Origin of the sequence: Acinetobacter sp. R933-2 (assembly GCF_030325485.1) — a bacterium.
Taxonomy (GTDB): domain Bacteria; phylum Pseudomonadota; class Gammaproteobacteria; order Pseudomonadales; family Moraxellaceae; genus Acinetobacter; species Acinetobacter sichuanensis.
Genome location: NZ_JACAIJ010000016.1, coordinates 16,635 through 42,959 on the forward strand (window position 1 = coordinate 16,635; position 26,325 = coordinate 42,959).

Here is a 26,325-nt window from a genome sequence, read left to right on the forward strand (position 1 = left end):
CGTTGGATTCTTGCTGATCTTTCAGCATTAAGCACATCTTCATTTGAATTTTGGTCGCAACCTCCACAATGAATGATGAACACTTTGGAGAAATTTCCGTGTCCTTATATCTTCAATATCGGTCTATATTGGAAAATATGCAAGTACATTTTGAAAATATTTATGAAAAGAATATGAAAAATGACAACTTGTTACTTTATTTTCTAATTTAATGATTTACTTATCTTTTTTTAATTAAATATTTACATTTTTCACACATTTCAAAAGTACTAAAAGCGTTATGTTGTTCGTTATATGTCTATAAATTTGCTAAAAGCCTAAATTCAAATTATTAACTTCAGAAAAATAGCGCTATATCTTTAGATACATCCTAAATTCAAAATACGTTATGAGTCTATTTTTAATTGACCTGATCTCAGAACTTATGAGCACTTATCACTTGAGTTAGATCAATCTCTTTGCCTTTATCACGGTAAATTTTAGATTTATTAAATAATCCACCATAAAAGTTTTGTCTTATTAAAAGCTTGATCCGCATTAAATTTAGTGAAAAGTCTTCTATTTTAAAGCATTCATTTCATACTTTCAGATTACATAAAAATTTACATTTTCGACTATTTCGGCTTTATTTTTGCATAAGAATCTGTATCCTTGTTACGCTTTCTTGGGGGAAACTTTTCATGAAATTTACACACTTTGCTGCGATCTGCGCACTTGCATCAACTGCAACTTTCGCTCAGGCTAATCCAATTGTATGGCAAGATTTTAGCTTAACGGGTCTTTATGGTGAAAACTATGAAGTTGGTACCGAAGACCGTACAACTGTGACTGCTGAATATGCAGCAAAATTAAAATACGCTGATGTATTTTTCTTTGTAGATCACCAACTCGATGGTAATGATGAACAAAATACTTATTTTGAGTTATCGCCTCGTATCAGCCTAGGTGAAGTATCTGGTCAAAAACTTGCTTTCGGTCCAATCAAAGATGTATTGATCGCAACGACTTGGGAACATAACGCAGGCTACGACCTTAACCAAGAATTTAACAACTTTATGTATGGTGTCGGTTTTGATCTGGCAATTCCATATACACAGTTTGCAAGTGTAAACTTCTATAAAGTTGAAAATGACATCCAAGATGATGATTATCAAATGACCATCACTTATGGTGTACCATTTAAATTTGGTTCAGAAGAGTTTTTAGTGGATGGTTTCCTTGACTGGTCTACTGCTGAAGATGACCATGCAAGTGAACTGAACTGGACAACTCAGTGGAAATGGAATGCAGGCAAACACATTTCTCCAAAAACCAAGCTTTATGTCGGTTTTGAACATTCTGTTTGGAATAATAAATATGGTATCAAAGGTGTTGACCAAAATGATGTCAGTGCTTTAGTAAAATATCATTTCTAAGCAGATGTAGCGTCGTTATAAAAGCAAGATTTCGGTCTTGCTTTTTTGATTTTTAAAGTTTAAAAATTGAAAATAATTTCTTTCTTTTACATACCATGCAATTTTTGATTCGTCCCGCACAAAGTTCAGATCTCATTGAGATTATGCATATTTATAATCATGAAATTAAATCTGGATTAGCCACATGGAATAGTCAAATCAAAAATTTGGCAGACTATCAAGATTGGTTTGATCAGTTACAAAAACAAAATTTTCCTATTTTTGTTGCTGAGGAAATCAACAGTCAAAGTATTGTAGGCTATGCTGACTATTCTAGCTTTAGACAAATCAATGGTTATCGTGCAACGGTTGAACATTCGGTATATATTTCTCCTCCATTTGCCCATCAAGGTTTAGGCAAACAACTGCTGCTTAAACTGATTGAACATGCAAAACAGCATCAAATTCATGTGATGGTCGCAGCAATTGATCATGAAAATATTGCATCTATTCAATTGCATCAAAAATTAGGCTTTGAACAAACGGGTTATATGCCTCAAGTTGGACAAAAATTTGGATTATGGCGTGATTTGGTGTTAATGCAATATATGCTGTAACAGCCAATCTATAATGCTTTAAAATTCATCAAATCATTAATATTATTTATACAATTCAAGCAAATGATGAAAAAATAGAAAACTCAAAATAATAAAGCATTGATTTTAAAATAAAAAAATTATGGCATGTTTTTTGATTATCACTCTATATTCAACGATAAGGAATACATCGTTGTTTTTTAAAATTTTTATGGAAATGACAATGAAAAAATTAATTGTGTTATGTATGGGACTTGGCACATTTTCTAGTGCTTATGCAGATTTGGATTTAAGTCAATTTAAAACACGTTTAGGGGTAACGTTAATTGAACCTAAAAGCCATCCTGGAAATTTATATGATGGCACAGCAACCAGTATTTCACGTAGTTATGCGCTCACTGCATCTAACCTTTATTTTGTGACCCCAAATGTTGCCGTTGATTTGCTTGTAGGTACTGCACCCAAACATCGTATTTATGGCAATGGTGAAAAAATTGGTTATACCCGCTATCTTCCACCAACATTAAGTGTGCAATATAACTTTAATCCCGATGGTCAACTGAATCCTTATTTAGGGGTCGGCGTAAATTATACGTACTACTTTAATGAAAAATTAATCAGCAATGATAAATTATCTATTTCAAATTCTTTTGGTTATGCTGCTACCGCAGGAATGGAATATAATTTAAATAAAAACATAAGTTTAGGCGCAGAATTTCGCTATATTGATGTGAATTCAGATATCCGAATCAATGGTACAACTGTAGGTAATGGTGATGTGAATCCAATGCTATATACCTTAAATTTAGGCTATAAATTTTAAACTTTTTTAGGCTGTAACTTTCCCACAATGAAGTCTTCGGGCTTCATTGTTTTTGTACATTTTGACAATAGCATCATCATCACACATATTTTGCGATAAAATAAAACGTCAACCAATTTGTGTCGAATACAATAATGCAAAAAGTTTTCTTACTTGCCCTTTCTATCTTTACTTATAGCACTGTGCAAACTGCACACGCAGAATCTTCTTTTGAACAGGAATTACAACGCGGCTGTCAGGCAGTTTCGCAACATGCAACTTTAGGCAAAAAGTTGTATGACCAAAAAAATTATAAGAAAGCATTAGAACATTTTCAAACTCAAGCAGCTTGGAGCTCTTTTTGTTTATCAAATGAAGACGAAACAACGGTTAAGTTCACAGAACAGCAAGTGATCACTGCCCAAAATAATGTAGCGCTGAGCTATGCAAAAATGGGAAAACCGATGTGGGCAAGAGCTTGGTTAATGATCAACAAAGAAGAAAAAACCAACCAATTTAATTTAAAAAATCTGGTTAAACCAAAGATTTCTACAGACTTATCAGGTGAATATGTCAGTTATTCAGGTTATGGCGAATGGGATCATATCACGGTTAAACGTCATAAAAATGCGTATGAGGTGAGCTACGCAGGTTTATATATGGGTTTAAGAAGCCTTATTTATGGACCAAATATGGGAGAATTTGATACCTCATTTGCTTTAAATAAAAAACGAGCAATTTATAAATATGAGGATTGTACGATTCAGCTTGATTTTAAAACAGATCAAAATTTAGGTCATTATATTGAAGCTAAACAAGAAAGTGGTGAGTCGACCTGTGGCTTTGGACACAATGTTTATGCTGGTGGAACATTCTATAAAGTTGAGAAATCACAATAAAAATGAGTTAGATATCTCCCTCTTTATCATCAAGATATGCTTTAATTAAAGCATAACAACTTAAAATAGAGGGGGATCACATGGCAAAATTTCTAAATACGAGCGCAACTAACTTCTTTTTAGAAGAACTGATTAAAAATGCCAAAGAACGATTAATTTTAATCAGTCCATATTTACGTTTAAATGATCGAATTAAAGAGCTTTTAGAAGATAAAAATCGCTTAAAAATTGATATTCGTATTGTTTATGGAAAAAGTGACTTACATCCTGATGAAATAAAATGGATGCAAAAACTTGATTATATTCGCGTTAGTTTTTGTAAAAACCTGCATGCAAAATGCTATTTAAATGAAGATCATTGTATTATTTCGAGTCTAAATTTATATGAATTTAGCCAAGTGAATAATAATGAAATGGGGATTTTAATTCAAAAAGATGATGATGTTGATGTCTATAAAGATGCCTATGAAGAAGCTCAACGTATTATTCGTATTAGTGATGAAGTAAGGATTTCGCTAGATGAAGTAAAAACAGAAAAAGTTGAAGAATCATCAAATTTAAATACAGCAAATGAAGGAACAGGAAAATTAACCTCTTCAAAACTTGCGGCAAAACATAAAATTAAAACCAATGAACTCTTAGATAAATTTGTTGAACTTGGTTTTCTTACACTTAATGGAAATGGTAAACACTATTTGACAGAACAAGGGAAAAATATCGGTGGTGAGTTTAGATCAAGCCAATATGGTGGATATTTCCTTTGGGCTGAAAACACGAATATATAAAAAAAGCCCTTTCGGGCTTTTTTATTTTACACAGTTAAGTCAGCTAAATTACCTTTCTGCTCTAACCAATGTTTACGGTCAGCAGAACGTTTTTTAGCCAAAAGTTTATCTAACAGACTTGCAGTAAAATGGCTATCGTCTAAATCTAATTGCACCAAACGGCGTGTATTTGGATCCATCGTCGTTTCACGCAATTGGCTGGCATTCATCTCACCTAAGCCTTTAAAGCGAGTAATTTGTGGGTTTTTACTTTTTACTTTCTTTAAAATAGCTGCCAGTTCATCATCATCCAAAGCATAATGTACATCTTTAGCATCATCTATACGGAATAATGGCGGCATAGCAACAAACAAATGCCCCTCTTCAACTAAGCTAGGAAAGTGTTTGACAAATAAAGCACACAACAAGGTCGCAATATGTAAACCATCCGAGTCAGCATCAGCAAGAATACAGATTTTCCCATAACGTAATTCTGAAAGATCATCACTACCAGGATCTACGCCAATCGCGATCGCAATATCATGAACTTCCTGAGAAGCTAAAACCTCATCTGAAGATACTTCCCATGTATTTAAAATTTTTCCGCGAATCGGCATAATCGCTTGGAAATTTTTATCACGTGCTTGTTTGGCAGAACCACCTGCTGAGTCACCTTCTACAATAAACAACTCAGATTCAGCAAGTGTATGCCCCACACAATCTGCTAATTTCCCTGGTAAGGCTGGTCCTGAAACAATCTTTTTACGCTCTACTTTTTTTGCTGCTTTTAAACGGCGACCCGCTTTTGCAATCGCTAACTCAGCCAATAACATTGCAGTTTCAGAGTTTTGGTTTAACCATAAAGCAAAAGCATCTTTGGCAATATTCAAAACAATATTTGAAGCTTCACGACTTGAAAGACGTTCTTTGGTTTGACCTGAAAATTGTGGCTCTTGGAATTTTAATGACAGGATATAATTCACGCCATCCCAAACATCTTCGGCTGACAATTTCATATTACGTGGCAATAAGTTACGTAACTCACAGAACTCACGCAGCGCATCTGTAACACCTGAACGCAAACCATTGACATGCGTACCACCTTGCGCCGTTGGAATCAAATTCACATAACTTTCTTGAATCTGTTCGCCACCTTCTGCATTCCAACAAATGGCAAATTCAGCACTCGCACGCTCAGCATCTCCAGTTGCAACAAAAGCAGGATGAGGAATAATTTCTCGATCTTGCAATTCATCCATCAAATAGTCAACTAGACCATTTTCAAACTGCCAAACTATTTTTTCATCATTAATTTCATCAACATAATTAATCTGCAAACCCGCAGCCAAAACTGCTTTCGCTTTTAAATTATGTTTTAAAGCTTTGAGTGCAAATTTTGGTGAATCAAAATATTTTGCTTCTGGCCAAAAACGTACAGTCGTTCCCGACGCTCTTTTGGATGCTTTTCCTTCTAATACTTCAAGTGGCGCTGCTGCTTCACCATGCTCAAATGCCATCTTGTACAGATTGCCTTGGCGCTGAACTTCAACTTCAACTCGATCCGATAAAGCATTAACAACTGAAATACCGACACCATGTAAACCACCTGAAAATTGGTAGTTATCTGTACTAAACTTACCACCTGCATGTAACTTAGTTAAAATGATCTCAATGCCGCTTTGCCCATATTCAGGGTGAATGTCGACAGGCATGCCTCGCCCATTATCTTCAACAGATAACGAACCATCTTTATATACCGTGACTGTAATTTTATTGGCATGTCCCGCAAGTGCCTCATCGACAGCATTATCAATAACTTCTTGTGCCAAATGGTTTGGTCGCGTGGTATCGGTATACATACCTGGACGACGGCGAACAGGGTCTAAACCAGATAAAACCTCAAGAGATTGGGCTGTGTATTGCGTCACGTTGCAAGTTTCCCTTTTTTAAAAATTAAGCAGATAGATTATGAGTTGGTACAGTATCTCATTTTCAGTAAAAAAACAGCTTTGATCATCATCTTAAATGGGGTAATACGACAGTCAGTGACGTAATTGTTACAGATTCACTCATTTTTCATTCAAGTTTTGATTGAAAATTTGTTAAGATTCTCTTGATTTATTTCAATCTGATAATAGTTTTTTGCAAACAAAATCATGCTTTGCCTTATAAAAATTGAGATAAATTTTTTAATATGAATAAGATAATGAGAAATGATATGAAAAATATACTCCTACTCTCCAGCCTTGTGTCAACATTACTCCTAACTGCCTGTGGTGGTGGAAGTGACTCTGATGATAATAATGTTGTAGAGCCAAAACCAGAACCACCAAAACCTGCCGAATATGTTCCGTCACAGTACAAAACCTTGAAAGATAATTTCAAATATGTACAAGACCCTCTCACTGAGGTAAAAAATAACAATTTATATGACTTAAGCTACTGGGTAGATGAAAATCCGCTCGAATTATCAAGTTATAGTTATTTATACTCAAAAGATGATAAAACTTTCAAAACTAAAACATACGCAACACAAGGATCATCTTCTAATACTTGGCGAGAAGACTCTATTCCGTCCTTGGTATTTAATATTGCTCAAAATAAATGGGTAGAAACTCAAGATGATATGACCGTTTCACAAGGTCCTGTTGGTACTGAAGGCATTAAAACGCTCTATATTCAGTCAGATACAGGCATTAAATACTATACATTAACTGAAAAATCTCTTGCAGGACTCAGCCTTGCACAGGGTATCAACCAAGGCTTTGGTAATGGTATTCCGTTACCTGAATCTATTAAAACCCAATATTTTTCTCAAGGTGCCAAAGCCTATGCTTGGGTACAAGATATTACTCAACCAAATTACGCTATTACGCGTACCCATACAGTATTTAGTTCAACAAATACACCACACCCTATTTATACCTGTAACACAGTCAGTTCATATTGTTCAACGACAGCGCCAACCCTTGAAAAAGCCATCGAAAGCAAAGCTTGGTATCAAAATACTGGACGTACTGGTGCCATTCGCTTAAATGACAAACAAGTTGCTGATGTTGCAGTTTTTGATAAAGAGCAAAATAAAACACTCAACTATACGATCAAATATGAGTTGATTGCAGCAAAACAAGGTGCACCAAAGCATATTTTATTTACTGCGTCAGACACAGCAGCAAAAGAAGCACTTAAAACTTATTTTAGTGTTAATGATAGTCAAATTGCATGGTTTGAATACAATAATCAAGTTGTTAGAGGAAACTACAGCTTACCAATCAAAGGCTTACAAAGCACATACTATAGCTACAACAAAATTGCGGTGAATGACATTTTAACCAAATGGAGTCCACGTAAAAATCCTGTACTTGAATAAGCCCACAAATTAAAAATAAATTTTACTCAAAGGTTAATTGACTTAGCCTTTGAGTTTATTTTTAGCCTCAAATCCTGATAAAAACGCGAGCAACATCGGAATCTTTTCAGCAAAATTTTCCATTGCATGATTCCCTTGCATTTCTGTCACAACAAAAGAAGATGGACGATAAAATTGTTCTGCTTGACGATAATCTAATACCTCATCACCTTGCTGTAATAACACTAAAAAATTTTCTGAATGCTGTAGTTTTTGCACAGCAATCTGCTCTAAAAAATTGAGCTGTGTATTATCTAAAGTCCACTTTTCATTGACTTGATAAGGTAGCTGTTCTATTCCAAATAATGTTCTAAATAATAGCCAAGGTTCTACTGCAGGATTAATTAAAACTGCTGGAATATTAAACTTTTCAGCCAATTGTGTTGCATAAAAACCGCCTAAGCTACTACCAACTAATGCAACATCTTCTAATTTTTCAATCATCGCTGCAACAGTGCTAAGCACTTCATCGGGTGGCGCATTTAAATCTGGCAAATGCAACTGATGTTGGCTAATGTATTGACTATACTGATAAAGCTGTTGCCCTTTTATCGAAAATGGGCTGCTTTGAAAACCATGTAAATAAATAATATTCATCTAAAACCATTTGCAAATTTCAAAGAGCTGATATAAGTTAAAATGCGACATAAATCACAAAATGTTATAAATTGTATAACACAGTTTATTGTCGGACAAAAAAAACACTGTACTAAAACCTGAAACAGTATGCTAAATAAGTTTCAAGATGAATAATATAATGACATAAGGATATAAGCCTTGATTTTACACATCAACCCATGTGTGTAATCATTTAGAGGATAGCAATCTATGGCAAGTTTAACACCACTACATGAAACATATTGTAAATGGGATCGCTCCCCTCCGAGTCAAGCTGATGTTCTCGAAGGCTTAGCGCAATTGGTCAGTACACCGTTTACTAGCGTGGTACAAGACCTCATCCAATCCTTACAACGTGAAGTTTTACTCAGTGTGTTTGGTCTAAGTAAGCAAAGAGCTAAACGCTTCCAAGCGCGTCCTTATGTAGAAAAAATTTACCAATTTGGTTTTAACTCACTACAAAATTATGGGCATTATTTTTTAGCACCCAGTTTACGTAAAGTGATTGAGCATTTTCCAAAGCTCCATGATAAACCATTGACCCCAACACTTAATTTTTTAGTCAGCGCTTTAAATGGTGTTTTAGGCGATTATCTTTTAGCGACTCATAATCCTTTAGCGTTATCGACTGTTGTATATGACCATTATGGTGCAATTCAGAAAGGTGATTTAGCAGGAAGAGTGGTTATTTTTGCTCATGGCTTATGTATGAACCATCTGGATTGGAGCAATCGTGGTAATGGCGGTATTGGAGAAAAACTCCTTGCACAACGCGATAATAATACGATGCTCTATTTACACTACAATACAGGTCGTCGTATTTCTGCAAATGGTCGCTCTTTTTCAAATTTGTTAGAAGATTTAATCAAACGTAATCCACGCATTACCAGTATTGATTTAATTGGGCATAGTATGGGTGGCTTAGTTGCTCGTAGCGCCCTGTTCTATGGTAAGCAAAATATGCATAACTGGATTCATCTGGTTGAAAATCTCGTTTGCTTAGGCTCACCGCATCATGGTGCTGTACTAGAACGCTTTGGTTTTGCATTACAAGACAAAATTGGTCATTTCCCTTTGGTCAAACTGGTCAGTCATATTGTCAATATTCGCAGTAATGGTATTTTAGATTTACGTTTTGGCAGTGTGCGTGATGATGATTGGGAACATAATCATGCACGTATTGGTTTAATGGATGATAATCGTAAACCTGCACCGTTGCCATCGTACATTAATACCTATTTAGTTGCGGGTACACTTGAGTTTGAAAATCGTAAAAATCGAACTTTAAAAGTAATTGGTGATTATCTGGTCAGTGTAAAAAGTGCTTTAGGTGAACATCCAAATCCTAAGTTTCAACTTAAATTACCTGAATCACATAAAGCAGTATTTTATGGGTTAAATCATTTTGATATTCAATACCATCCTGATGTTGCCGAACAAGTTGCAAAATGGTTTTATCCTCATCATGACGAAATCGCAGAAGAGCAGATTCGTAAGTACTTGATCAAGCTTGAAAGTATGCGTGGTATTGTTGAAACCTAAATGATCTCGATATAAAACTATCTTAATATAAATTGTCCTGATATAAAAAATGCCAACTCATGTTGGCATTTTTAGTTTAAGCAGGATATTTTCGGAAAAGCTGCCATAAACTGATCAAGGTCAAAACACTAAAAAATAAGCATGACCAAACAGGTAGTGATTGTCCTAGAAATGTCCAGTCAACCATAGCGCATTCACCAGATCCCTTGAGTACATTTTCAAAAACTGCCTTTAATGGCAATGTATCTACCCAATAATCTAAGCCCGGTCCACAACTTGGTACTTGGTCTTTAGGTAAATTTTGCAACCAAACATGACGGGCAGCAACCCCTACAGACCAAGCAATCGCTAAAGTACCTAAAAATGCATAAAAACGTTTAAATACATTTGTTTTAGGATTATGCAGTAAGGCGATTAAAGAAATAAGACCTAAACCAATCAAACCAACACGTTGAAAAACGCAAAGTGGACACGGGTCTAAACCTTGTACATGCTCTAAATACAAAGCAAATGCCATCCCAATAACACTTGCCAAAAATAAAAAACCACTTACAACACGGTAACTCTGCCACTGCATGGCTGTTCCTCTAATTTTTTCTCTAATTTATATCATCTAAATTTGGCAAGATAGTCTTCAAAACTTAAATCTGTTTCTTGCTCAAGTTGCTGTTGTTGTTGCAATGATGATGCTGTCAGTTGCTCAAAATACGCTAAAGTTTCTGGACTTAATACATGTTGTTCGTAATATTTTACATGGCGATGTGCCATTTCACTACCAAAGCTCCACGTTCCACCGCTTTGTAAAGTATCTTCAATCACTTGCGCAGATAGTGTTTGATCAACATCGCTGATACGTTGTTGCATTACAGTTAAAGCATCTACATAAAGTGTCGTTTCATAACTTTGATTGAGCATTTCAGCCAAAGCTTGCATGGCTTGAATATGATGTTCTGCCCATTCTCGAAGTGGATATTCAGCATCAAGCTCTTGGATCATCACATTTTCTGCACGTCCACGATTGACCACTTCATTTTGATTTTTTTCAATCATATCCTGTTCTTTTTCTAAAAGTTCAGGACTATCTTTGAGTAAACAATACAAGGCTAAAACTTCTAAAAAGCCTGCCGTTGTTTCATCAATCCCAATTGCAACATAAGGGTTAACATCAACAGCGCGCAATTCTACATAACCAATGCCGCGTTTAGCTAAAGCTTCAGAGGGTGTTTCCCCTGCTTGTGGCACTTGCTTTGGGCGTACCAAACTATAATATTCATTTTCAATTTGCAGTACATGGTCATTGATCTGAATAGGTTCACCTTGTTCATCATTTAGACCTAAATGGCTAAACTGTGCATAAGGTGTATTGACTGCTTTTTGTAATTCTGCAACATAACATTTAAGGTTGTTATAATGGATTCCCAATTGTTTTTGGGCAGAATTTTGATAACCAAAGCGTCCCATACGTAAAGCAGTCGCATATGGAGAAAATAAAGTACCTTTCACCAAAGGCAACAAATGATGGTCTCGTCCTGTCATAAAACATTTACAGACAGATGGACTTGCTCCCACCAAATACATCACCAAAGGGGTTAAACGAATAAAATTACGCACTAAGCCTAAATAACGATGACTACGATAGTCTTGTAAACTCAGATTTTTTAATTCATCGTCGGTTTCATGTTGTTGTAATTGTTCAAATAAATGATCAGGAAATGAAACATTATAATGAACACCTGAAATGGTCTGCATACGACGACCATAACGAATGCCTAAACCATGACGATATAGCGTTTTAAATTTACCAATATTTGAACTGCCGTATTGTGCTAGTCGAATATTTTCTTCTTGGTCATCCAACATACATGGCATAGATAAAGGCCAGAGTTTTTCATCATTTTCTAAATGACGATGCACAACCGCATGAATATCTGTTAAATAACTGAGCGCTTCTGGAATACTCTCTTTTGGTGGTGTAATAAACTCCATCAACGCTTCAGAGTAATCTGTTGTGATATGTGGATGGGTCAGCGCTGAACCTAGTGTCTTAGGATGATCGGCTTGGGATAAAAAACCATTGCTTTGCATGCGCAAGCTTTCACGCTCAATACCGCGCAACATGCCTTTGAATAATGCAGAATCAACCCAAACTGGTAAAACTGTAGGAAAAACTGCTTCGGGTTGACTCATTAGTTACTCACTTATCTTAAAGAATTTTTAAAATAAAATATTTCTGATGACGCAGTATAACGTGAATTATCGATATACTGGCATAGCTGCCAAACTTTTAAATAGAATATTCATTTTATTTCGGCATTTTTTTATCACAAATTAAGCCTTTTAGACATGTTAAATTTGTGATTTTATAAAAGAATTAGTTTACAAAAGATCAAAACCTATGAAATATCAAGATATCCTTAATTTTTGGTTTAATGCCGACACTCAGCCTTTTTGGTTTCAAAAAAGTACTGATTTTGATCAAAAATTGCATCAGCGTTTTGCTGATATTTTAAATCAAGCCAAACAAGCAGAGCTTTGGACATGGCGTGAAAATGCAGAAGGACGTTTGGCAGAAATCATTGTACTCGATCAATTTTCTCGAAATTTATACCGTGATCAAGCAGCAGCCTTTGCTCAAGATGCTTTAGCACTAGCTCTTGCCCAAGAAACAATTCAACTGGGTTTAGATCTGCAGTTACAACCTGAGCAACGTTCATTTTTGTATATGCCATTTATGCATAGTGAGTCAAAAGTGATTCATGAAGAAGCATTAAAATTATTTGAGGCTTTAGGCAACCCGATCAATTTAGATTTTGAAAAAAAACATAAAGTCATTATTGATCGTTTTGGACGTTATCCACATCGCAATGAAGTTTTAGGGCGTGCATCTACACCCGAAGAAATTGAGTTTTTAAAACAACCTAATAGCCGTTTTTAATCTCAGACAGATACCCTTCTTTTTAGTCAGATACACCAAGATGGAGGAAAATACTTCCATCTTGACCTTCAAAAATAAAATCGTTCCAAACGCACTCATACCATGAATGTGTCTGCACATCGACTTGATAAATTTTTTGTACTTTGAGTAAAAGCTTTATCTTTTCAAGTATTTTTTGTACATAATCAAGTTGTACATCAATAGAAGTAAGATAAAAATCCTGATATTTATCATCCAAATAGCACAAGCCCGAACCTGAACCAATCGGCTCGTCATCAATATTGTCAGATTTTTGATAACTAAAAAGCCATGCTCTGAGTACATCACGCACTTTTAAATCAGTAAGAGACAATTCCTCAAATGTAATTGAAGCTGCTGGGTAAATCTCTAAAAAATAGTGTTGAAATGCAATTTGACTTTGCTCACAAACCTGAAGATTAACGATTTCAAAGCTATAATCATGATTGGTCTTTGTATTAAGCAATGCAAAGGTATCTAAAATTCCAGCCAAACGCCCCAATTCGAAATTAATATTTTGCATCATTGATCTAATTTTTATTCCACTGTGTAATTATATACTGCTTTTGAATTAACAAAAATCTTCTTGAAATTCATGCTCAATCCATCAACGTAGAATAAGATTATAAAAGATAAATTTCTCCCATTTTATAGATTTCTTTTCCACGCTGAGAAGGAGCAAAACATGAAAAATCTATGGATGTGTTTAAGCATTGTTGCAACACTCACAATGACAGGTTGTGCGACGACGCCAAGTAAACCACTTACTTTTGATCAGCTTGGGCAATTTTCAACTTTGCCATTAAATGCCCATACTTTTCGTATCAGTTTTCAAACACGTAATATGAGTTATGGCACAGCCGAAGAAATTACATTGTTAAAATCTGCACAAACGACAGTACAAAATGGCTTCCAATTTTTTAAAGTCCTTGATGATCCAAGCAATCGTACTCAACAACCTCCACGTAAAGCCGTCGTATATCCAACACCAAATTATTATCCTTATGGATATCGACGTCATGGCGCATTTTTCGACCCATTTTATGATATGCCGCAAGTGGTTACTCTAGATCCTACGCAAGTTGCATATACAATTGAATGCTTTAAAGACCAAAAATCTGCACCTACTGATGCTTTTGATGCTCGTTTAATTTTGCAATCATTGGGTCAAAAATATGGGCTTAGTCCGACAGGACAAGTACTCCAACCTCAGATAACTGATGTAACATCAACAAAACAATAACGTTTAAGGTGCTGAATGAGTAAGACTGAAGTTGCAAATGTACCCAGTTTAAATCGAAGTAAACGCTTTGCCACAATTGCACTCATTGTGGCAATTGTTACTTGGTTTTTATTGATTATTTCAGCCAAACTCATGCCCGAATATGCATGGTTTATTCATATCTTGATGCTCGGTGCAGAAGCAGGTGTGGTCGGTGGTTTAGCCGATTGGTATGCGATTACGGTATTATTTCGCAACCCTTTTGGCAAAATTCCTATTCCTAAGTTTTTAAAAGATCACACTGAAATTATTCCACGCAACAAAGCACGTATTGCTGAGTCTATGGGTAAATTTGTTCAGGAAAATTTTCTTTCACCGCAAATTGTTGAAAAAAGTTTACAGAAAACTGACCTCACTTTAGCTGTTGGGCAATGGCTTGCCGATCCCAAAAATAACAGCCAAGTGACAGATGTCATCCAACAAACAGTACCTAAAATTTTCGACTTTGTGGGGCAACAACAAATTGGAAATTTCATTCAAAATAATAGCGTTCAATGGATTAAAAATACACGTATTAATCATTTAGCCAGTGAAATGCTGCGTGCTGTTTTAGAAAATGACTTCCACCAAGATGTGCTACAACGTGGCTTAGATATGGCACATGAATGGATGATCCATCATCCTGAACAAACACAAGATTTAACTCGACGTCTATTTAAAGAATTAGGCGTTTGGAAACTGGCTAAAGGTGCAAGTTGGATCGGGATTGATGTTCAACAGCGTACGATTGATTCATTACTTGAAAAAGTTGAAGCGATTTTGGCTGACCCTGAGCATTCATTTCGTAAAAAACTTGAAGAACTTACACATGATTTGATGCTCCAACTTGCGGACAACCAAAGTGCTGTAAGTATTCGCCTGAATGAAACTAAAAATGCCCTTCTTGATAGTGAGTCTGTGTTGAATTTCATTACAGGTGCAGTGGTTATTTTATGTGATGCAATTAAATCAGACTTAATGAAAGCGGACTCAGGTATAGCCACAAATTTACGTGTAGCAATTCAACAAGTCGGTGAAAATCTCATTGCCAATCAATCTGTACGCCAATTACTTAACCAACGTATGAGTGAAATGGCAATTCATTTAAGTGATCAATATAGCGAAAAAGTCATTCGTTTTATCAGTGAACGTATTCATGAATGGGACTCTCGTGAAATGATTGATAAAATTGAGAATGAAGTGGGTGGTGATTTGCACATGATTCGCGTCAATGGTGTTGTTGTTGGTGCTTTTATTGGTCTAACTTTAGGTGTGATTCGCGCAGCAATTGATTTTATGGTTTAGTGAATTTAAAGCATCATTCAAAAACATATATTTATTGTAATTTGTACGTTTAAGCGTACAACCTATGAGGGATTTAACCAATATACAACTTTATTCAAAATTTATATTATAGATTTATAGAGAGCAGGATGCTCCAGAAAAAAATAAGAAAAGACAACAAAGGACATGTAGGTACAACAGGAGTTATACCTGAGTAACAAATACAAAAAAAGCCTGACAGGATGTCAGGCTTTTTTTTCATTTATCTTATTTTTCTAACTGATGTTACGTAGTAACTCTAAAATTAAACTTTGGAGCTAGAAAAATGTGGATACGCGGAAACGTCATCCGCAACGTGTTTGAGGCAGGACTACTTTGGGTAGAAATGTTTCTGCGATGTATTTATCAATTTGCGGTAGTCGACGAATTTTGCGGTGAGGATCCTCAAAATATATTTTGAGTCCGCAAGATGGTTTTGCCTACTTTTGCCGAATGAGAAACATCGTTTCGTAAGAGTAGGTCGAGCCTGAGCAAGTCAAAGTATACTTTGACGAAGCGCAAGACGCAGTGGCTAATCCCAAATTTCAACTTTAGATGTAAGATCCCGTTGTGTAAATTTTGCTTTTGTATTTTAAAGCCCCTGCTAAACTCATCTTTATTCATTCAATAAAACTAATATCGCCATGATCGAAATCCATTCTAAACTCCCAGCGCAAGGCATCACTATTTTTAGCATCATGAGTGCAATGGCTCAGCGTTTAAATGCACTGAATCTATCACAGGGTTTTCCTGATTTTGCTGCACCACCCGAATTATTAAATGCACTGAGTCAAGCAACCTTAGATGGCTTTAATCAATACGCCGCAGGTGATGGTTTTTTGCCATTGCGCGAGCAAGTCGCACAACAATTTTTAAAGCGTGATCAATTAGATCTAAATCCCCTTACCGAAATTACCATTACACCCGGTGCAACCATTGGTATTTTCTCAGCAATTCAGGCACTTATTCATGCAGATGATGAAGTCATTATTTTTGACCCAAGCTATGATAGTTATGCACCAAGCATACAGTTGGTGGGTGGTCGAGCAATTCATATTGCCTTAAACAGCACTGATTTTTCTGTAGACTGGAATCAAGTCCAAGCCGCAATCAATGATAAAACACGCATGATTATTGTGAATACACCACATAACCCTACTGGGGCGATTTGGTCAAAGCAAGATTGGTTAAATCTAATTGATTTAATTCAAGATAAAAATATTGTGGTGTTGTCTGATGAGGTTTATGAGCATTTAGTTTTTGACGATCAGAAACATTATTCTGCACTCTCATTCCCTGAACTACGTGATCGCAGTTTTGTGATTGGTTCTTTTGGTAAAACTTTCCATGTTACAGGTTGGAAAACAGGCTACTGTATTGCTGCACCACAATTAATGACTGTTTTCCGTCAAGTTTATCAATTTGCTAATTTTTGTGGTGTAACACCTATTCAAATTGCGCTTGCTAATTTTATGCAGCAACATCCTGAACATATTGAAAATTTATCTGCATTTTATCAACAAAAACGCGATATGTTTAACTTAGGACTCAGTCAGTCACGTTTTAAATTTGCACCCTCTCAGGGGACGTATTTCCAAAATGTAGACTACAGCAACATTCGTCCTGAACTCAATGATATCGAAATGTGTAAATTTCTTGCTGAAACACATAAAATTGTCGCCATTCCAGTCTCAGTTTTTTATAAAAATGCGCCTCAAGATTTACGTCTGATCCGTTTTTGTTTTGCTAAAAAACAGGAAACCTTGCAGCAGGCTTGTGAAATCTTAGCTCAAGTCTAAAATTTACTTTTCTCTTCAATCAATTGCCTTAGTTACTTAAAAGCTAAGGCTTTTTTCTAGAATTATGATATTTTGAATTATAAAACAATTTCAATGGAATGGGTCATAAACTAAGAATGTCAGCAAAAGAGAATCTACTACACCATCCTCGATTTTGGAAAGGCTTCCTTATTTTTTTGGCGCCTTTAATTGCAACAAATATTCTGCAAAATCTTTCGGGCACAATAAACACCATTTTTGTTGGGCAAATGATGGGCGTCAATGCTATTGCTGCCATTGCTGTCTTTTTTCCTATTCTATTTTTTCTATTGGCTTTTGTGATTGGTTTATCTTCAGGTGCAACTGTTTTGGTTGGGCAAGCTTGGGGAGCAAAAAACATTGAAAAAGTCAAAATGGTGGTCGGCTCTACTTTATTTATGACCTTAATTGGTGGCTGCCTGATTGCTATTTTAGGTGTAGTTTTTGCTAAACAACTTTTATTGCTATTAGGCGTAGATCCTAATGTCATGCATCTGTCTTTACCTTATGTGCAATGGATGCTTGCAGGAAGTCCTCTTTTATTTATCTATATTATTTATACATCTATTTTACGTGGTGTAGGTGATAGTACGACACCTTTAATTGCGTCAGGCATGACTATTCTGATCGGTGTGATGGTCACACCTATTTTAATTGCAGGTTATTTTGGTTTTCCAAAATTAGGGATTATTGCCCCTGCTATTGCAACAAGTATAGGTTATGTGTCGGTTTTAGCTTTTTTATACTATTATTTAAATAAAAAAAATCATGCCTTAAAACTCGATATGGCATTACTGCGCCACATTAAACATGAACCTGAATTGAGCCGTATTATTTTACGTTTGGGCATACCTACAGGTATTCAAATGGTCACCACTTCTGCGGCTGGTTTGGTGATTATTGGCTTGGTGAATCATTATGGTTCGCATGCGACAGCAGCTTATGGTGCAGTAAATCAAGTGCTTAACTATATTCAATTTCCTGCCTTGTCCATTTCAATTGCAGCCTCTATTTTTGCTGCACAAGCGATTGGTGCAGGTAAATCTGAATTATTGGCAAAAGTCACACGAACTTCTTTAATTATGAATCTGGTGATTACTGGAAGTTTAGTTTTATTGGCTTACTTATTTTCTAAATATTTAATGGCGCTATTTATTACAGACCCTTCTGTTATTGAGCTTGGGCAAAACCTTTTATTTATTGTGTTATGGTCTATTTTATTTTTTGGTGCAGGCTCTATTTTTGCATCAATCATGCGAGCAAGCGGCACTGTTACCGCACCTATGTTAATCAATGTACTCGCAATTTTATTGATTGAAGTTCCTGCTGCCTATTTATTTAGTGATTGGTGGGGCTTAAAAGGAATTTGGTATGCCTACGCATTGGCATTTGTTTCGTTATGTCTTCTGCAAGCCTTGTATTATCAATTTGTTTGGAAGAAAAAAACCATTAAAGTCTTAATTTAAACCTAGTCGTTATGCGCTAAAATTTTGCCATAAAAATGCCCAGATTTGGGCATTTTTTTGTACTTTTGCTTTACCATGTTAAGCCATAACGTGCTAATTCATGTGGTTCTATCACTATTTTTTGGTCTTTAAAATCTTGTAAAATATCATTTTTAATTGTGGTTAAACGATAATCCTCACGTTTTCGTGGTCGCTCTAAATTGATATCAACAATGCGTTTAATCCTTCCGGGGTTTGGCTGCATCACCACAATACGATCACCCAATAACACTGCTTCTTCTACATCATGGGTCACTAAAATCGTTGTCACTTTTTCTGAAGATAAAATACGTTGTAATTCCTGTTGTAAGTTCGCTCTCGTTAAAGCATCTAAAGCACCAAAGGGTTCATCTAAAAGTAAAATACGTGGACGATTCACCAAGCTTCGCGCAATGGCGACACGTTGGCTCATTCCTCCAGAAAGTTGGCTTGGATAAGCTTTTTTAAATGCACTGAGTTGTACTAAGTCTAAATGATAGGCAATTAATTCATGTTTTTCAGCTTTGCTTAATATACTTTTTTCCAAAGCTAACGCAATATTTTGCTCGACATTGAGCCATGGAAATAAACGATGATCTTGAAATACAATCCCTCGATCTAAACTTGTGCCCTGAATTGGCGTTTGGTCAATTTTAATTTCCCCCTCAAAATCATCATCTAAACCGACCAAAAGCCTTAGTAAAGTTGATTTTCCACAACCACTATTTCCAACAATACTAATAAACTCACCAGAAGCAATGTCTAAGTTAATTTGCTCTAATACATGTAATGGCTCAGCTTGAGTATTGAAATATTTATTTAAGTTTTTGATGGTGACTTGTCCATTTGCATTCACTTTTTGATTCATCTTTATACCTATTTAAAATCTTATTTATGCGTACCTTGACGCCAACGAAGGTTATAATTTTCAAAGTATTGTGCAATTTTGGCAAAGACTAAGCCCACCAAAGCAATAATCGCCATCCCATATAAAACCACTTCCATTTGAAAGAGATTTTGACCATCTAAAATAGGATTCACCACACCAGGTGCAGCGATAAAGAAATACTCCGCGCCAATCGTAGCCACCCAAGAAAAAACCAATGCAATGTTTAATCCTGCAAAAATACTGGGTGCAGCAGAAGGTAAAATCACTTTAAAAAAAGTACTCCATGCACTGAGTTGAAAAATTTTGGCGACCTCTTTATTTTTTTCTGAGACATTTTTCACACCATCATAGGTATTAAAAAATACAGGGTAAAAAACAACCAATGCGATGAAAATAATTTTTGAAGTTTCCGCATTACCAAACCACATGATCATTAATGGAATCCAAGCAAAAACCGCAACATGTTTAATCGCATTTAAAGTCGGTGAAAAAAATCGATCTGCCCAAGTATTTAAACCTAAAAATAATCCAAATAATGCGCCAATCATGCCACCTGCAATAAAGCCAGCAGTATTACGTGCCAAGCTATAGCCGATATTTTCAAAAAGCTCTTTAGACTGCCAACTCTCTACAAAAACCTGCCAAACTTGTTGAGGTAAAGGCAGTAATGCACGATCAACCCATTGCTGTTGAGTCACAATAGACCACACTAGCAAGAGTAAAATGGGAATGACCCAAGCTCTAAGGTCTAATTTTTTCATATTTTAATCTGCCTCTATTTAACTATTCCATGGACTGAGTTTCTTTTGCAGCAAACGAATCAGCACATCAAAAAAGAACCCAACGAACCCGATCACAATCACCGTTGCCATCACCACATCAAGTTGGAAAATTTGTCTGCCATATACCATCAAATAACCAATTCCTTCACTTGATGCCAACAACTCAACTGCAACCAATGCTCCCCATGCACTTGCAAGAGAAAGTCTTAAACCACCTATAAAACTCATAAAAGCGCCGGGTAAAACTAAATTTTTAAACCGTGACCATGTACTAAGCTGATAAACATCAACAACTTCTGTTAAAGACTCAGGAATATTACGCACACCTTTAAAAATATTAATCGTCATTGGAACTAAAGCTGCCTTTGCAATCAAAATAATTTTTAATGCTTCATCAATACCCACCAACAAAATTAAAAGAGGAATCCATCCCACGACAGGCACTAAATTAATGACTTTAAAGGTCGGCCACACGTAGGCTTCAACTGTACGAGAAAGCCCCATGCTCAAACCTAAAATAAGCGCAAGCAGCATACCTGCACTAAACCCATAAGCGATTCGTGTCAGGCTAATACTCAAATTTGCCCATAATTCCCCACTCTCATATAAGTCTTTCAACGCAGTCCAAACCAAGTCTGGTGCAGGTAATAGCAGAGGATTCACCCAACTTTTTTCTACCGCAACATGCCAAAGCAATAATAAAAATAATGGAAAAATTGAGCCAATCAGCCAAGTAAATTGACGGTTATTTTTGAGAAATGCCCATAAAGAGGCTTTCTTTGTCACTTCAATCTTTGTGTTATGTGTTGTCGTCTGTTTAAAAACAATATCCTGAGACATTTTTAAATCTCCTATCACAAAAAGTGCAAGTGCTTATTTATCACTTGCACCTTGAGGTGTCCAAAATGTCTGTAAGTTCAATGTTTTCAATGCATTATTAACATATTTTGGTTCAATCCAACGCTCTACATCAATATTGCCACGAATCAATTTAAGGTCTTGACCTGCCTTTAATTTTTGTTTGATCAGTGAAATGTTATAGCCATCAAAAATAGGAGCACTATGTCGTTTTAAGTCCACACCAGCATAGGCTTTATCAAAGTTTGCATAAGGTAAGCCTGACTTTGACCAAAGTTTAAAAAGTTCAGTTTTATGCGCAGGATCACTTTCCCAAGCGGCTTGTTTCACCAATACATTGACAATCCGTTGTACGGTTTCAGGATATTTTTGCTCAAATTTTGAATTTACAAGTACATAACCTGAAAGACGATTTACCGCAGGTTCTTGCTTCGTACTATAAATAATTTTGGCAATTCCTCGGTCTACAACAGGAAATAATGTTTGATTACTCCAAATCGCATCTAAATCGCCACTGGCTAAAGCTGAATATCCTACTGCTCCATCGGTATTCACAAAACGGAAATCTTTTTCAGATAAACCTTGTCTTTTCAATGTACTAATTAAAGACAAATGAATGCTTGTGCCTTTGAAAAAACCAATTTTCTTACCTTTTAAATCAGCAAAAGACTTGGCAGTAGAACCTGTTGGTACAGCTAAATAAGCATTATCATTCGTTCCGCCCACTGCAATTAAACGTGTATCTAAACGACTTGCTTTACCAATTAAAGATGGTAAGTCACCTAACCAAGTGATATCCACTAGACCATTGGCAAAAGACTCATTAATTGCAGGACCCGCTCCTTTGAAATTATTCCATTGCACTTTAATGCCATCTTTTTGAAATTCTTTTTCAATCAAGCCTAATGTTTGTGTTGTTGAATAATAATTACTGTATCCCACAGGTCGATTCCCTGTACCGACATAAGGTGTCGCTAAACGAATCACTGTTGGTTTTGCTTCTGCTGCAAATACAGGTGTTACTGTCCAAAATGTTGTTGTGATTAGACCTGTAAATACTAATTTTGACCATAAAGCCATTGGGTATTCCTCTTTATTTAAAAATTTGAATTAAAAACCGTATTGGAACTGAGCAACCAGTTCGTTATATTTTTGATGGGTAATTTCGTTATTGATGTGATTTAAATTCAGTTGGAACTTGGTGGTTTCTGCAAAAAAAGCATTTAAACCTAAACTATGAATATCAATGCTTTGATTGTCCGCATGTTTATCACGATTGATTTTGTCAAAACGATAAAAACTTTGGTAAGACTTTGGCCACCAGTCATCATAACGACCTTGATTTCGGAAGCCTTTGACAAATTGCTCGCCAAAATTCCAAAATAAAGTCCCCGTATGCGACTCACTTTTACGGTTATAAATGCCACCCGTATCATGAACAAAGGTGTCATCTTCACCTTGTACATATTCATACGTTGCACCAAAAGGATGATGGTTATAATAAATATCAAAGCCTTTGCGTAGCACATCGCCTTTGCCTGCAAATGAAGCTTCAGCACCACTCAAATCAAATAAATTACTTTTTCCTTGGTACCAAGACACGCCAAAACTTAACTCACGTAACCACGAGTTATATTCGACAGGTAAGGTATAACGTAAACGTCCAACAAAGTTTTTGTCGTCATTATCATCTGATTTATTTGCGCCATTTCCATTCACAATACCAAATGCATAACTGAGCATAGGCGAGCGATAGTTATAACCATAATCCACTGTTGGAAAAGCATCGCCGCGAAGTACTAAACCCACTTCTCGCATGGCTAGACCATAGCCATAACCAGGTAAGCTAAATAATGCATTATTAATGGTTGGCTTAAGGTCTTCTGTCGCTTGCACTTCTTGCCCAAAAGGAAGTAATTGTTGTCCTAGCGTTACAGTCAACCGACCTGTATCTAAACTTAAAGTGGGTAAAATGTTATAAATCAACTGAGCATCAAGAAGATTTAAATAACTATTATTTGTTCCTGATTGTGGCGAAGTACCAAAACGTAAATTAAAGTCTAGATTTCTTCCTTGGTTATAGTCCTTAAACAGATTGCCATTGAAACCAATTTGTACAGCGCCCAAGTCAAATGAAGAATGACGATCATTTACCGCTAAGCTCGTATTTTTAGCATTCGGGGAAATACGTTGTGCTTCATCTAAATAAGATGCTTTGGCTTGTACCACACCGTTAATTAATAATTGACGAGTAGATAAGGCTGTTTTTGTATCACGCTCACGTTGTACTTGATATTTATAGTTTTCTAAATCACTCTGTATCCCTTGAAATTCAGCTTGTGTGACATATTTCTGTTCAGCGTTGTCCTCTAAATCCTCATTTGTACTCTGTACGATTTCATCTTGTTGTACACGTTGATTTGGCTCTCCCTCTGTCGAAACAGGTGTTTGCTGCGCTTTTAAACGATTAATTTCACCTTTCAAATTTTTTAAAGACTTTTCTAATTCAAGCACTTGCTGTTGTAGTTGCTGTACATCACTGTCTGCATGACTTAAGGAAATACTGGCACTTAATACACTTAATGTTGCAATAACACATTTAAATTGTTGTTTCATAAAACGTATACACCTACAGTTTTGCAAGTGATACATCAGTCGATTTGATGAGCACAATAACTTGGCTACCCACTTGTAAATCGAGCTGTTCAACAGAGCGTGTCGTAATGACTGAGGTAAAAATGCCTGAGGCTGTGACAACATCGACCTCAGAAACAACATCACCTTTAATAATTTCTTGAATGGTACCTTTAAGTTGATTACGAACATTAATAGACTGAATGGTCATTATAAATCCCTCTGATTATTTAAAACCAATATGTAATATTTTTTAAACATTAAAAAATAATATAAACAGATTTAAATATCAGTTTTATTAAATAAGAAAATTCCAAAACTAAATATTCAAAATAACACCATCCAAATATGATTTATCTTTGATAATAATATTCTCATATTGCCAATTTATAATATTTAAATCAGAAAGTTTTTTGATCTCTTTGTTAATTGTTTGTCTTGAGCTAGATAATAAATCAGCCAAATCATGCTGTGATATTTTTAAATAAATTTCAGTTCCTAAAGGATGGCGGATCCCGTACTGTTGAGATAAGCTCAGTAAAACCTTACATATTTTTTGATGTAAATTAGCGACATGCAAAAACTTTACTTCAGCAATAAGCCGATGCATTCTTAAGGCAACAATGTTAAGAAAATCTTCATTTAACTTATTGTTATTATTTAATTCTTCGAAAATAATTTTTTTAGGAATAACCAAGACACGTACTTGATTAAAAGCATAATAGTTATAATCAATGATATAACCTTTTATACAAGGCAATAAATTAATCACATGTTTTTCTGAAAAATAACTAAAAGTATGAAAACGTCCAGATGCACTTAAATAACCAATATGAATAATTCCATCTAGCAATATATATAAATCATCCGCACAATTCTTTTCATTTAATATTAATTCATTCTTTTGAAAAACCTTCACCATAGAATTACTTAATATATATTTAATTCGATCATCCGCAACATGATTAAATATATTCTTCAACACTTCACAGTTTAAATTAAAGTTTAAATCATAGTATTTCATATAAAATCCATCTAATATTTTAATTTAATACTAGATGGATAATAAAATATGGGCTAATAATTTATTCTAAATTTCATTGATTTATTTATGCAAAGTTATTTTAATTTTATGCTTTCTTTATGAAACTTTTTCATATATGCCCGCTTCACTCAAACGATAATCTTTGATATCGAATTTTTCATCTTTATGGAAAGTCTGACTTGGACGACCATCAACTCCCACAGGAATATCACCTTCTAAGGTCACGCGACGTACTACGCGATGCTGATCTCCATAATCATTAATCGCTCGATGTTGGGTGGCACGATTATCCCAAATTGCAACATCACCTGCTTCCCAGCGCCAACGGACAATATTCTCCTGTTTAACAATATGACTTTGAAATAAATCAAATAACTTACGAGATTCTCTACTACTGAACCCAACAAAACGTTTAAAGAAATGCCCTAAAAGTAATGTCTTTTCACCTGTTTCAGGATGTACACGAACTAAGGGATGTTCTGTCTCATATTCTGTTGATTTAAAAAAGTTTTTATATTTTGCTAAAGCTTCTTTATTGACGGTTAAATCACTATTTGCATAATCAAAATCATTACTGTGAATCACACGTAAAGAATCTGCTAATACTTTTAACGCTTCTGGTAATGTCGCATAAGCTGATGTGGTATTTGCCCAAGCTGTGTCACCACCTGCAACAGGTGCAACTACACTACGCAAAATAGACGCTTTAGGATATGCATCTAAAAATGTGATATCAGTATGCCAACTGTCTGCACGCGCCCCATGTGCCGAGTCCAACTCTAAAATATGCTTTGATCCATTTTTAATAGGAACTGTTGGATGGTTCAATGGCGTACCTAAACGTGCCGCAAAAGCCTCTTGTCCTGCATCATCTAAATGGTGCTGAGCTTTGAAAAAAATCACTTTATATTGCAATAATGCTTGGTTAATTTCATCAATCACATGTGCTTCAAGTTCTGAAGATAGTTCCACATTTGCAATTTCAGCACCAATGCGTCCTGTAATGGGTTTAACTTGAATATGTTTATAGTCATGGCTCATCTTTATTTCCTCAATATCTTTATTGTTTGCTATTGCATTGCAGCATTTCTGCCTATGTCTACATCTTGCCTGAATGACTTATTCCAATCTGTCAAATAGGCGACATTTTTATGCTGTATTTTAGATAAAGAAGAAAAATTAAATGATTTAGTCGTCAAACAACTGATGTAACTTTAAAAAATAGCTCAAATACATTGCTCACTTTCTGATTGAA

General features: G+C 35.5%; 25 protein-coding genes. 12 read left to right on the forward strand and 13 right to left on the reverse strand.

The window, feature by feature from the left end:
* The first annotated feature begins 680 nt into the window (after positions 1–680).
* The 5 genes from HX005_RS16145 (at position 681) to HX005_RS16165 (ending at position 4,476) form a co-directional block, all read left to right on the forward strand.
* The gene (locus HX005_RS16145) at positions 681–1,415 is read left to right on the forward strand and encodes an outer membrane protein OmpK (protein ID WP_107009824.1); all 735 of its coding nucleotides are present in this window, start codon (positions 681–683) and stop codon (positions 1,413–1,415) included.
* A gap of 95 nt (positions 1,416–1,510) precedes the next feature.
* Positions 1,511–2,011, forward strand: a complete 501-nt coding sequence (locus HX005_RS16150; RefSeq protein ID WP_286378139.1) for a GNAT family N-acetyltransferase — start codon at positions 1,511–1,513, stop codon at positions 2,009–2,011.
* Between the two features lie 202 nt (positions 2,012–2,213).
* A complete protein-coding gene (locus HX005_RS16155; RefSeq protein ID WP_107009828.1) occupies positions 2,214–2,813 on the forward strand; it encodes an OmpW/AlkL family protein in 600 nt (199 codons plus the stop codon).
* Positions 2,814–2,947: 134 nt separating this feature from the next.
* A complete protein-coding gene (locus tag HX005_RS16160) occupies positions 2,948–3,691 on the forward strand; it encodes a hypothetical protein (RefSeq protein ID WP_286378140.1) in 744 nt (247 codons plus the stop codon).
* An 80-nt stretch (positions 3,692–3,771) separates the two neighbouring features.
* The gene (locus HX005_RS16165) at positions 3,772–4,476 is read left to right on the forward strand and encodes a phospholipase D family protein (protein ID WP_286378141.1); all 705 of its coding nucleotides are present in this window, start codon (positions 3,772–3,774) and stop codon (positions 4,474–4,476) included.
* Positions 4,477–4,502: 26 nt separating this feature from the next.
* Here the strand turns inward: HX005_RS16165 and parE are convergent, their stop codons facing one another.
* Positions 4,503–6,383: a DNA topoisomerase IV subunit B gene (gene parE, locus HX005_RS16170; RefSeq protein ID WP_286378142.1), complete on the reverse strand. Its 1,881-nt coding sequence runs from the start codon at positions 6,381–6,383 to the stop codon at positions 4,503–4,505.
* Between the two features lie 290 nt (positions 6,384–6,673).
* Between parE and HX005_RS16175 the strand changes: the two genes are divergently transcribed.
* Positions 6,674–7,825, forward strand: coding sequence for a hypothetical protein (locus HX005_RS16175; protein ID WP_286378143.1), 1,152 nt, complete (start codon positions 6,674–6,676; stop codon positions 7,823–7,825).
* Between the two features lie 42 nt (positions 7,826–7,867).
* Here the strand turns inward: HX005_RS16175 and HX005_RS16180 are convergent, their stop codons facing one another.
* Entirely contained in the window at positions 7,868–8,461 is a 594-nt protein-coding gene (locus tag HX005_RS16180; protein WP_286378144.1) for a YqiA/YcfP family alpha/beta fold hydrolase, read from the reverse strand.
* A gap of 231 nt (positions 8,462–8,692) precedes the next feature.
* On the opposite strand from HX005_RS16180, the gene HX005_RS16185 reads away from it, so the two are divergent.
* Positions 8,693–10,024 carry a PGAP1-like alpha/beta domain-containing protein gene (locus HX005_RS16185; protein WP_107009817.1) on the forward strand — a complete coding sequence of 444 codons (1,332 nt, stop codon included), beginning with the start codon at positions 8,693–8,695 and terminating at the stop codon, positions 10,022–10,024.
* Between the two features lie 76 nt (positions 10,025–10,100).
* On the opposite strand, the gene HX005_RS16190 is transcribed toward HX005_RS16185, so the two are convergent.
* Together HX005_RS16190 and gshA are read right to left on the reverse strand one after the other, a co-directional pair.
* Positions 10,101–10,601 (reverse strand): disulfide bond formation protein B, encoded by a 501-nt coding sequence (locus HX005_RS16190; protein WP_107009816.1) that lies wholly within the window; start codon positions 10,599–10,601, stop codon positions 10,101–10,103.
* A 32-nt stretch (positions 10,602–10,633) separates the two neighbouring features.
* On the reverse strand, positions 10,634–12,211 hold the full coding sequence (gene gshA / locus HX005_RS16195; RefSeq protein WP_286378145.1) for a glutamate--cysteine ligase: 1,578 nt from the start codon (positions 12,209–12,211) through the stop codon (positions 10,634–10,636).
* Between the two features lie 208 nt (positions 12,212–12,419).
* Between gshA and HX005_RS16200 the strand changes: the two genes are divergently transcribed.
* Positions 12,420–12,959: a DUF924 family protein gene (locus HX005_RS16200; protein WP_286378146.1), complete on the forward strand. Its 540-nt coding sequence runs from the start codon at positions 12,420–12,422 to the stop codon at positions 12,957–12,959.
* Between the two features lie 22 nt (positions 12,960–12,981).
* Here HX005_RS16200 and HX005_RS16205 read toward each other — a convergent pair whose 3' ends face one another.
* The gene (locus HX005_RS16205) at positions 12,982–13,500 is read right to left on the reverse strand and encodes a hypothetical protein (RefSeq protein WP_286378147.1); all 519 of its coding nucleotides are present in this window, start codon (positions 13,498–13,500) and stop codon (positions 12,982–12,984) included.
* A gap of 162 nt (positions 13,501–13,662) precedes the next feature.
* Here HX005_RS16205 and HX005_RS16210 point away from each other — a divergent pair, with 162 nt between their 5' ends.
* The 4 genes from HX005_RS16210 to HX005_RS16225 all read left to right on the forward strand — a co-directional run bounded on the left by HX005_RS16210 (position 13,663) and on the right by HX005_RS16225 (position 18,844).
* Positions 13,663–14,220 carry a CC0125/CC1285 family lipoprotein gene (locus HX005_RS16210; RefSeq protein ID WP_286378148.1) on the forward strand — a complete coding sequence of 186 codons (558 nt, stop codon included), beginning with the start codon at positions 13,663–13,665 and terminating at the stop codon, positions 14,218–14,220.
* Between the two features lie 15 nt (positions 14,221–14,235).
* Entirely contained in the window at positions 14,236–15,543 is a 1,308-nt protein-coding gene (locus HX005_RS16215; protein WP_107009811.1) for a DUF445 domain-containing protein, read from the forward strand.
* 662 nt (positions 15,544–16,205) lie between these two features.
* Complete coding sequence (locus tag HX005_RS16220; protein WP_286378149.1) at positions 16,206–17,360, forward strand: methionine aminotransferase; 1,155 nt, start codon at positions 16,206–16,208, stop codon at positions 17,358–17,360.
* Positions 17,361–17,476: 116 nt separating this feature from the next.
* The gene (locus HX005_RS16225; protein ID WP_107009809.1) at positions 17,477–18,844 is read left to right on the forward strand and encodes an MATE family efflux transporter; all 1,368 of its coding nucleotides are present in this window, start codon (positions 17,477–17,479) and stop codon (positions 18,842–18,844) included.
* Between the two features lie 70 nt (positions 18,845–18,914).
* Here the strand turns inward: HX005_RS16225 and HX005_RS16230 are convergent, their stop codons facing one another.
* The 8 genes from HX005_RS16230 to HX005_RS16265 all read right to left on the reverse strand — a co-directional run bounded on the left by HX005_RS16230 (position 18,915) and on the right by HX005_RS16265 (position 26,111).
* Entirely contained in the window at positions 18,915–19,730 is an 816-nt protein-coding gene (locus HX005_RS16230) for an ABC transporter ATP-binding protein (RefSeq protein WP_286378150.1), read from the reverse strand.
* A gap of 20 nt (positions 19,731–19,750) precedes the next feature.
* Entirely contained in the window at positions 19,751–20,512 is a 762-nt protein-coding gene (locus HX005_RS16235) for an ABC transporter permease (protein WP_286378151.1), read from the reverse strand.
* An 18-nt stretch (positions 20,513–20,530) separates the two neighbouring features.
* Positions 20,531–21,373, reverse strand: a complete 843-nt coding sequence (locus HX005_RS16240) for an ABC transporter permease (RefSeq protein WP_107009806.1) — start codon at positions 21,371–21,373, stop codon at positions 20,531–20,533.
* 33 nt (positions 21,374–21,406) lie between these two features.
* A complete protein-coding gene (locus HX005_RS16245; RefSeq protein ID WP_286378152.1) occupies positions 21,407–22,471 on the reverse strand; it encodes an ABC transporter substrate-binding protein in 1,065 nt (354 codons plus the stop codon).
* 30 nt (positions 22,472–22,501) lie between these two features.
* Complete coding sequence (locus HX005_RS16250; protein ID WP_286378153.1) at positions 22,502–24,007, reverse strand: putative porin; 1,506 nt, start codon at positions 24,005–24,007, stop codon at positions 22,502–22,504.
* Between the two features lie 13 nt (positions 24,008–24,020).
* Positions 24,021–24,236 carry a TOBE domain-containing protein gene (locus tag HX005_RS16255; protein ID WP_111861524.1) on the reverse strand — a complete coding sequence of 72 codons (216 nt, stop codon included), beginning with the start codon at positions 24,234–24,236 and terminating at the stop codon, positions 24,021–24,023.
* A 108-nt stretch (positions 24,237–24,344) separates the two neighbouring features.
* The gene (locus HX005_RS16260) at positions 24,345–25,049 is read right to left on the reverse strand and encodes a Crp/Fnr family transcriptional regulator (RefSeq protein WP_286378154.1); all 705 of its coding nucleotides are present in this window, start codon (positions 25,047–25,049) and stop codon (positions 24,345–24,347) included.
* Positions 25,050–25,166: 117 nt separating this feature from the next.
* Entirely contained in the window at positions 25,167–26,111 is a 945-nt protein-coding gene (locus HX005_RS16265; RefSeq protein WP_286378155.1) for a TauD/TfdA dioxygenase family protein, read from the reverse strand.
* Between the last annotated feature and the right edge of the window lie 214 nt (positions 26,112–26,325).

What these genes read in the sequence shown, in the direction of transcription:
- HX005_RS16150 (WP_286378139.1), top strand. Translation starts at nt 1,511, where the DNA reads ATGCAATTTTTGATTCGTCCCGCACAAAGTTCAGATCTCATTGAGATT.
- HX005_RS16215 (WP_107009811.1), top strand. Translation starts at nt 14,236, where the DNA reads ATGAGTAAGACTGAAGTTGCAAATGTACCCAGTTTAAATCGAAGTAAA.
- gshA (WP_286378145.1), bottom strand. Translation starts at nt 12,211, where the DNA reads ATGAGTCAACCCGAAGCAGTTTTTCCTACAGTTTTACCAGTTTGGGTT.
- HX005_RS16265 (WP_286378155.1), bottom strand. Translation starts at nt 26,111, where the DNA reads ATGAGCCATGACTATAAACATATTCAAGTTAAACCCATTACAGGACGC.
- HX005_RS16230 (WP_286378150.1), bottom strand. Translation starts at nt 19,730, where the DNA reads ATGAATCAAAAAGTGAATGCAAATGGACAAGTCACCATCAAAAACTTA.
- HX005_RS16175 (WP_286378143.1), top strand. Translation starts at nt 6,674, where the DNA reads ATGAAAAATATACTCCTACTCTCCAGCCTTGTGTCAACATTACTCCTA.
- HX005_RS16220 (WP_286378149.1), top strand. Translation starts at nt 16,206, where the DNA reads ATGATCGAAATCCATTCTAAACTCCCAGCGCAAGGCATCACTATTTTT.
- HX005_RS16185 (WP_107009817.1), top strand. Translation starts at nt 8,693, where the DNA reads ATGGCAAGTTTAACACCACTACATGAAACATATTGTAAATGGGATCGC.
- HX005_RS16205 (WP_286378147.1), bottom strand. Translation starts at nt 13,500, where the DNA reads ATGCAAAATATTAATTTCGAATTGGGGCGTTTGGCTGGAATTTTAGAT.
- HX005_RS16225 (WP_107009809.1), top strand. Translation starts at nt 17,477, where the DNA reads ATGTCAGCAAAAGAGAATCTACTACACCATCCTCGATTTTGGAAAGGC.
- HX005_RS16240 (WP_107009806.1), bottom strand. Translation starts at nt 21,373, where the DNA reads ATGTCTCAGGATATTGTTTTTAAACAGACGACAACACATAACACAAAG.
- HX005_RS16155 (WP_107009828.1), top strand. Translation starts at nt 2,214, where the DNA reads ATGAAAAAATTAATTGTGTTATGTATGGGACTTGGCACATTTTCTAGT.
- HX005_RS16145 (WP_107009824.1), top strand. Translation starts at nt 681, where the DNA reads ATGAAATTTACACACTTTGCTGCGATCTGCGCACTTGCATCAACTGCA.
- HX005_RS16255 (WP_111861524.1), bottom strand. Translation starts at nt 24,236, where the DNA reads ATGACCATTCAGTCTATTAATGTTCGTAATCAACTTAAAGGTACCATT.
- HX005_RS16165 (WP_286378141.1), top strand. Translation starts at nt 3,772, where the DNA reads ATGGCAAAATTTCTAAATACGAGCGCAACTAACTTCTTTTTAGAAGAA.
- HX005_RS16180 (WP_286378144.1), bottom strand. Translation starts at nt 8,461, where the DNA reads ATGAATATTATTTATTTACATGGTTTTCAAAGCAGCCCATTTTCGATA.
- HX005_RS16260 (WP_286378154.1), bottom strand. Translation starts at nt 25,049, where the DNA reads ATGAAATACTATGATTTAAACTTTAATTTAAACTGTGAAGTGTTGAAG.
- HX005_RS16210 (WP_286378148.1), top strand. Translation starts at nt 13,663, where the DNA reads ATGAAAAATCTATGGATGTGTTTAAGCATTGTTGCAACACTCACAATG.
- HX005_RS16245 (WP_286378152.1), bottom strand. Translation starts at nt 22,471, where the DNA reads ATGGCTTTATGGTCAAAATTAGTATTTACAGGTCTAATCACAACAACA.
- HX005_RS16190 (WP_107009816.1), bottom strand. Translation starts at nt 10,601, where the DNA reads ATGCAGTGGCAGAGTTACCGTGTTGTAAGTGGTTTTTTATTTTTGGCA.
- HX005_RS16250 (WP_286378153.1), bottom strand. Translation starts at nt 24,007, where the DNA reads ATGAAACAACAATTTAAATGTGTTATTGCAACATTAAGTGTATTAAGT.
- HX005_RS16235 (WP_286378151.1), bottom strand. Translation starts at nt 20,512, where the DNA reads ATGAAAAAATTAGACCTTAGAGCTTGGGTCATTCCCATTTTACTCTTG.
- HX005_RS16200 (WP_286378146.1), top strand. Translation starts at nt 12,420, where the DNA reads ATGAAATATCAAGATATCCTTAATTTTTGGTTTAATGCCGACACTCAG.
- HX005_RS16160 (WP_286378140.1), top strand. Translation starts at nt 2,948, where the DNA reads ATGCAAAAAGTTTTCTTACTTGCCCTTTCTATCTTTACTTATAGCACT.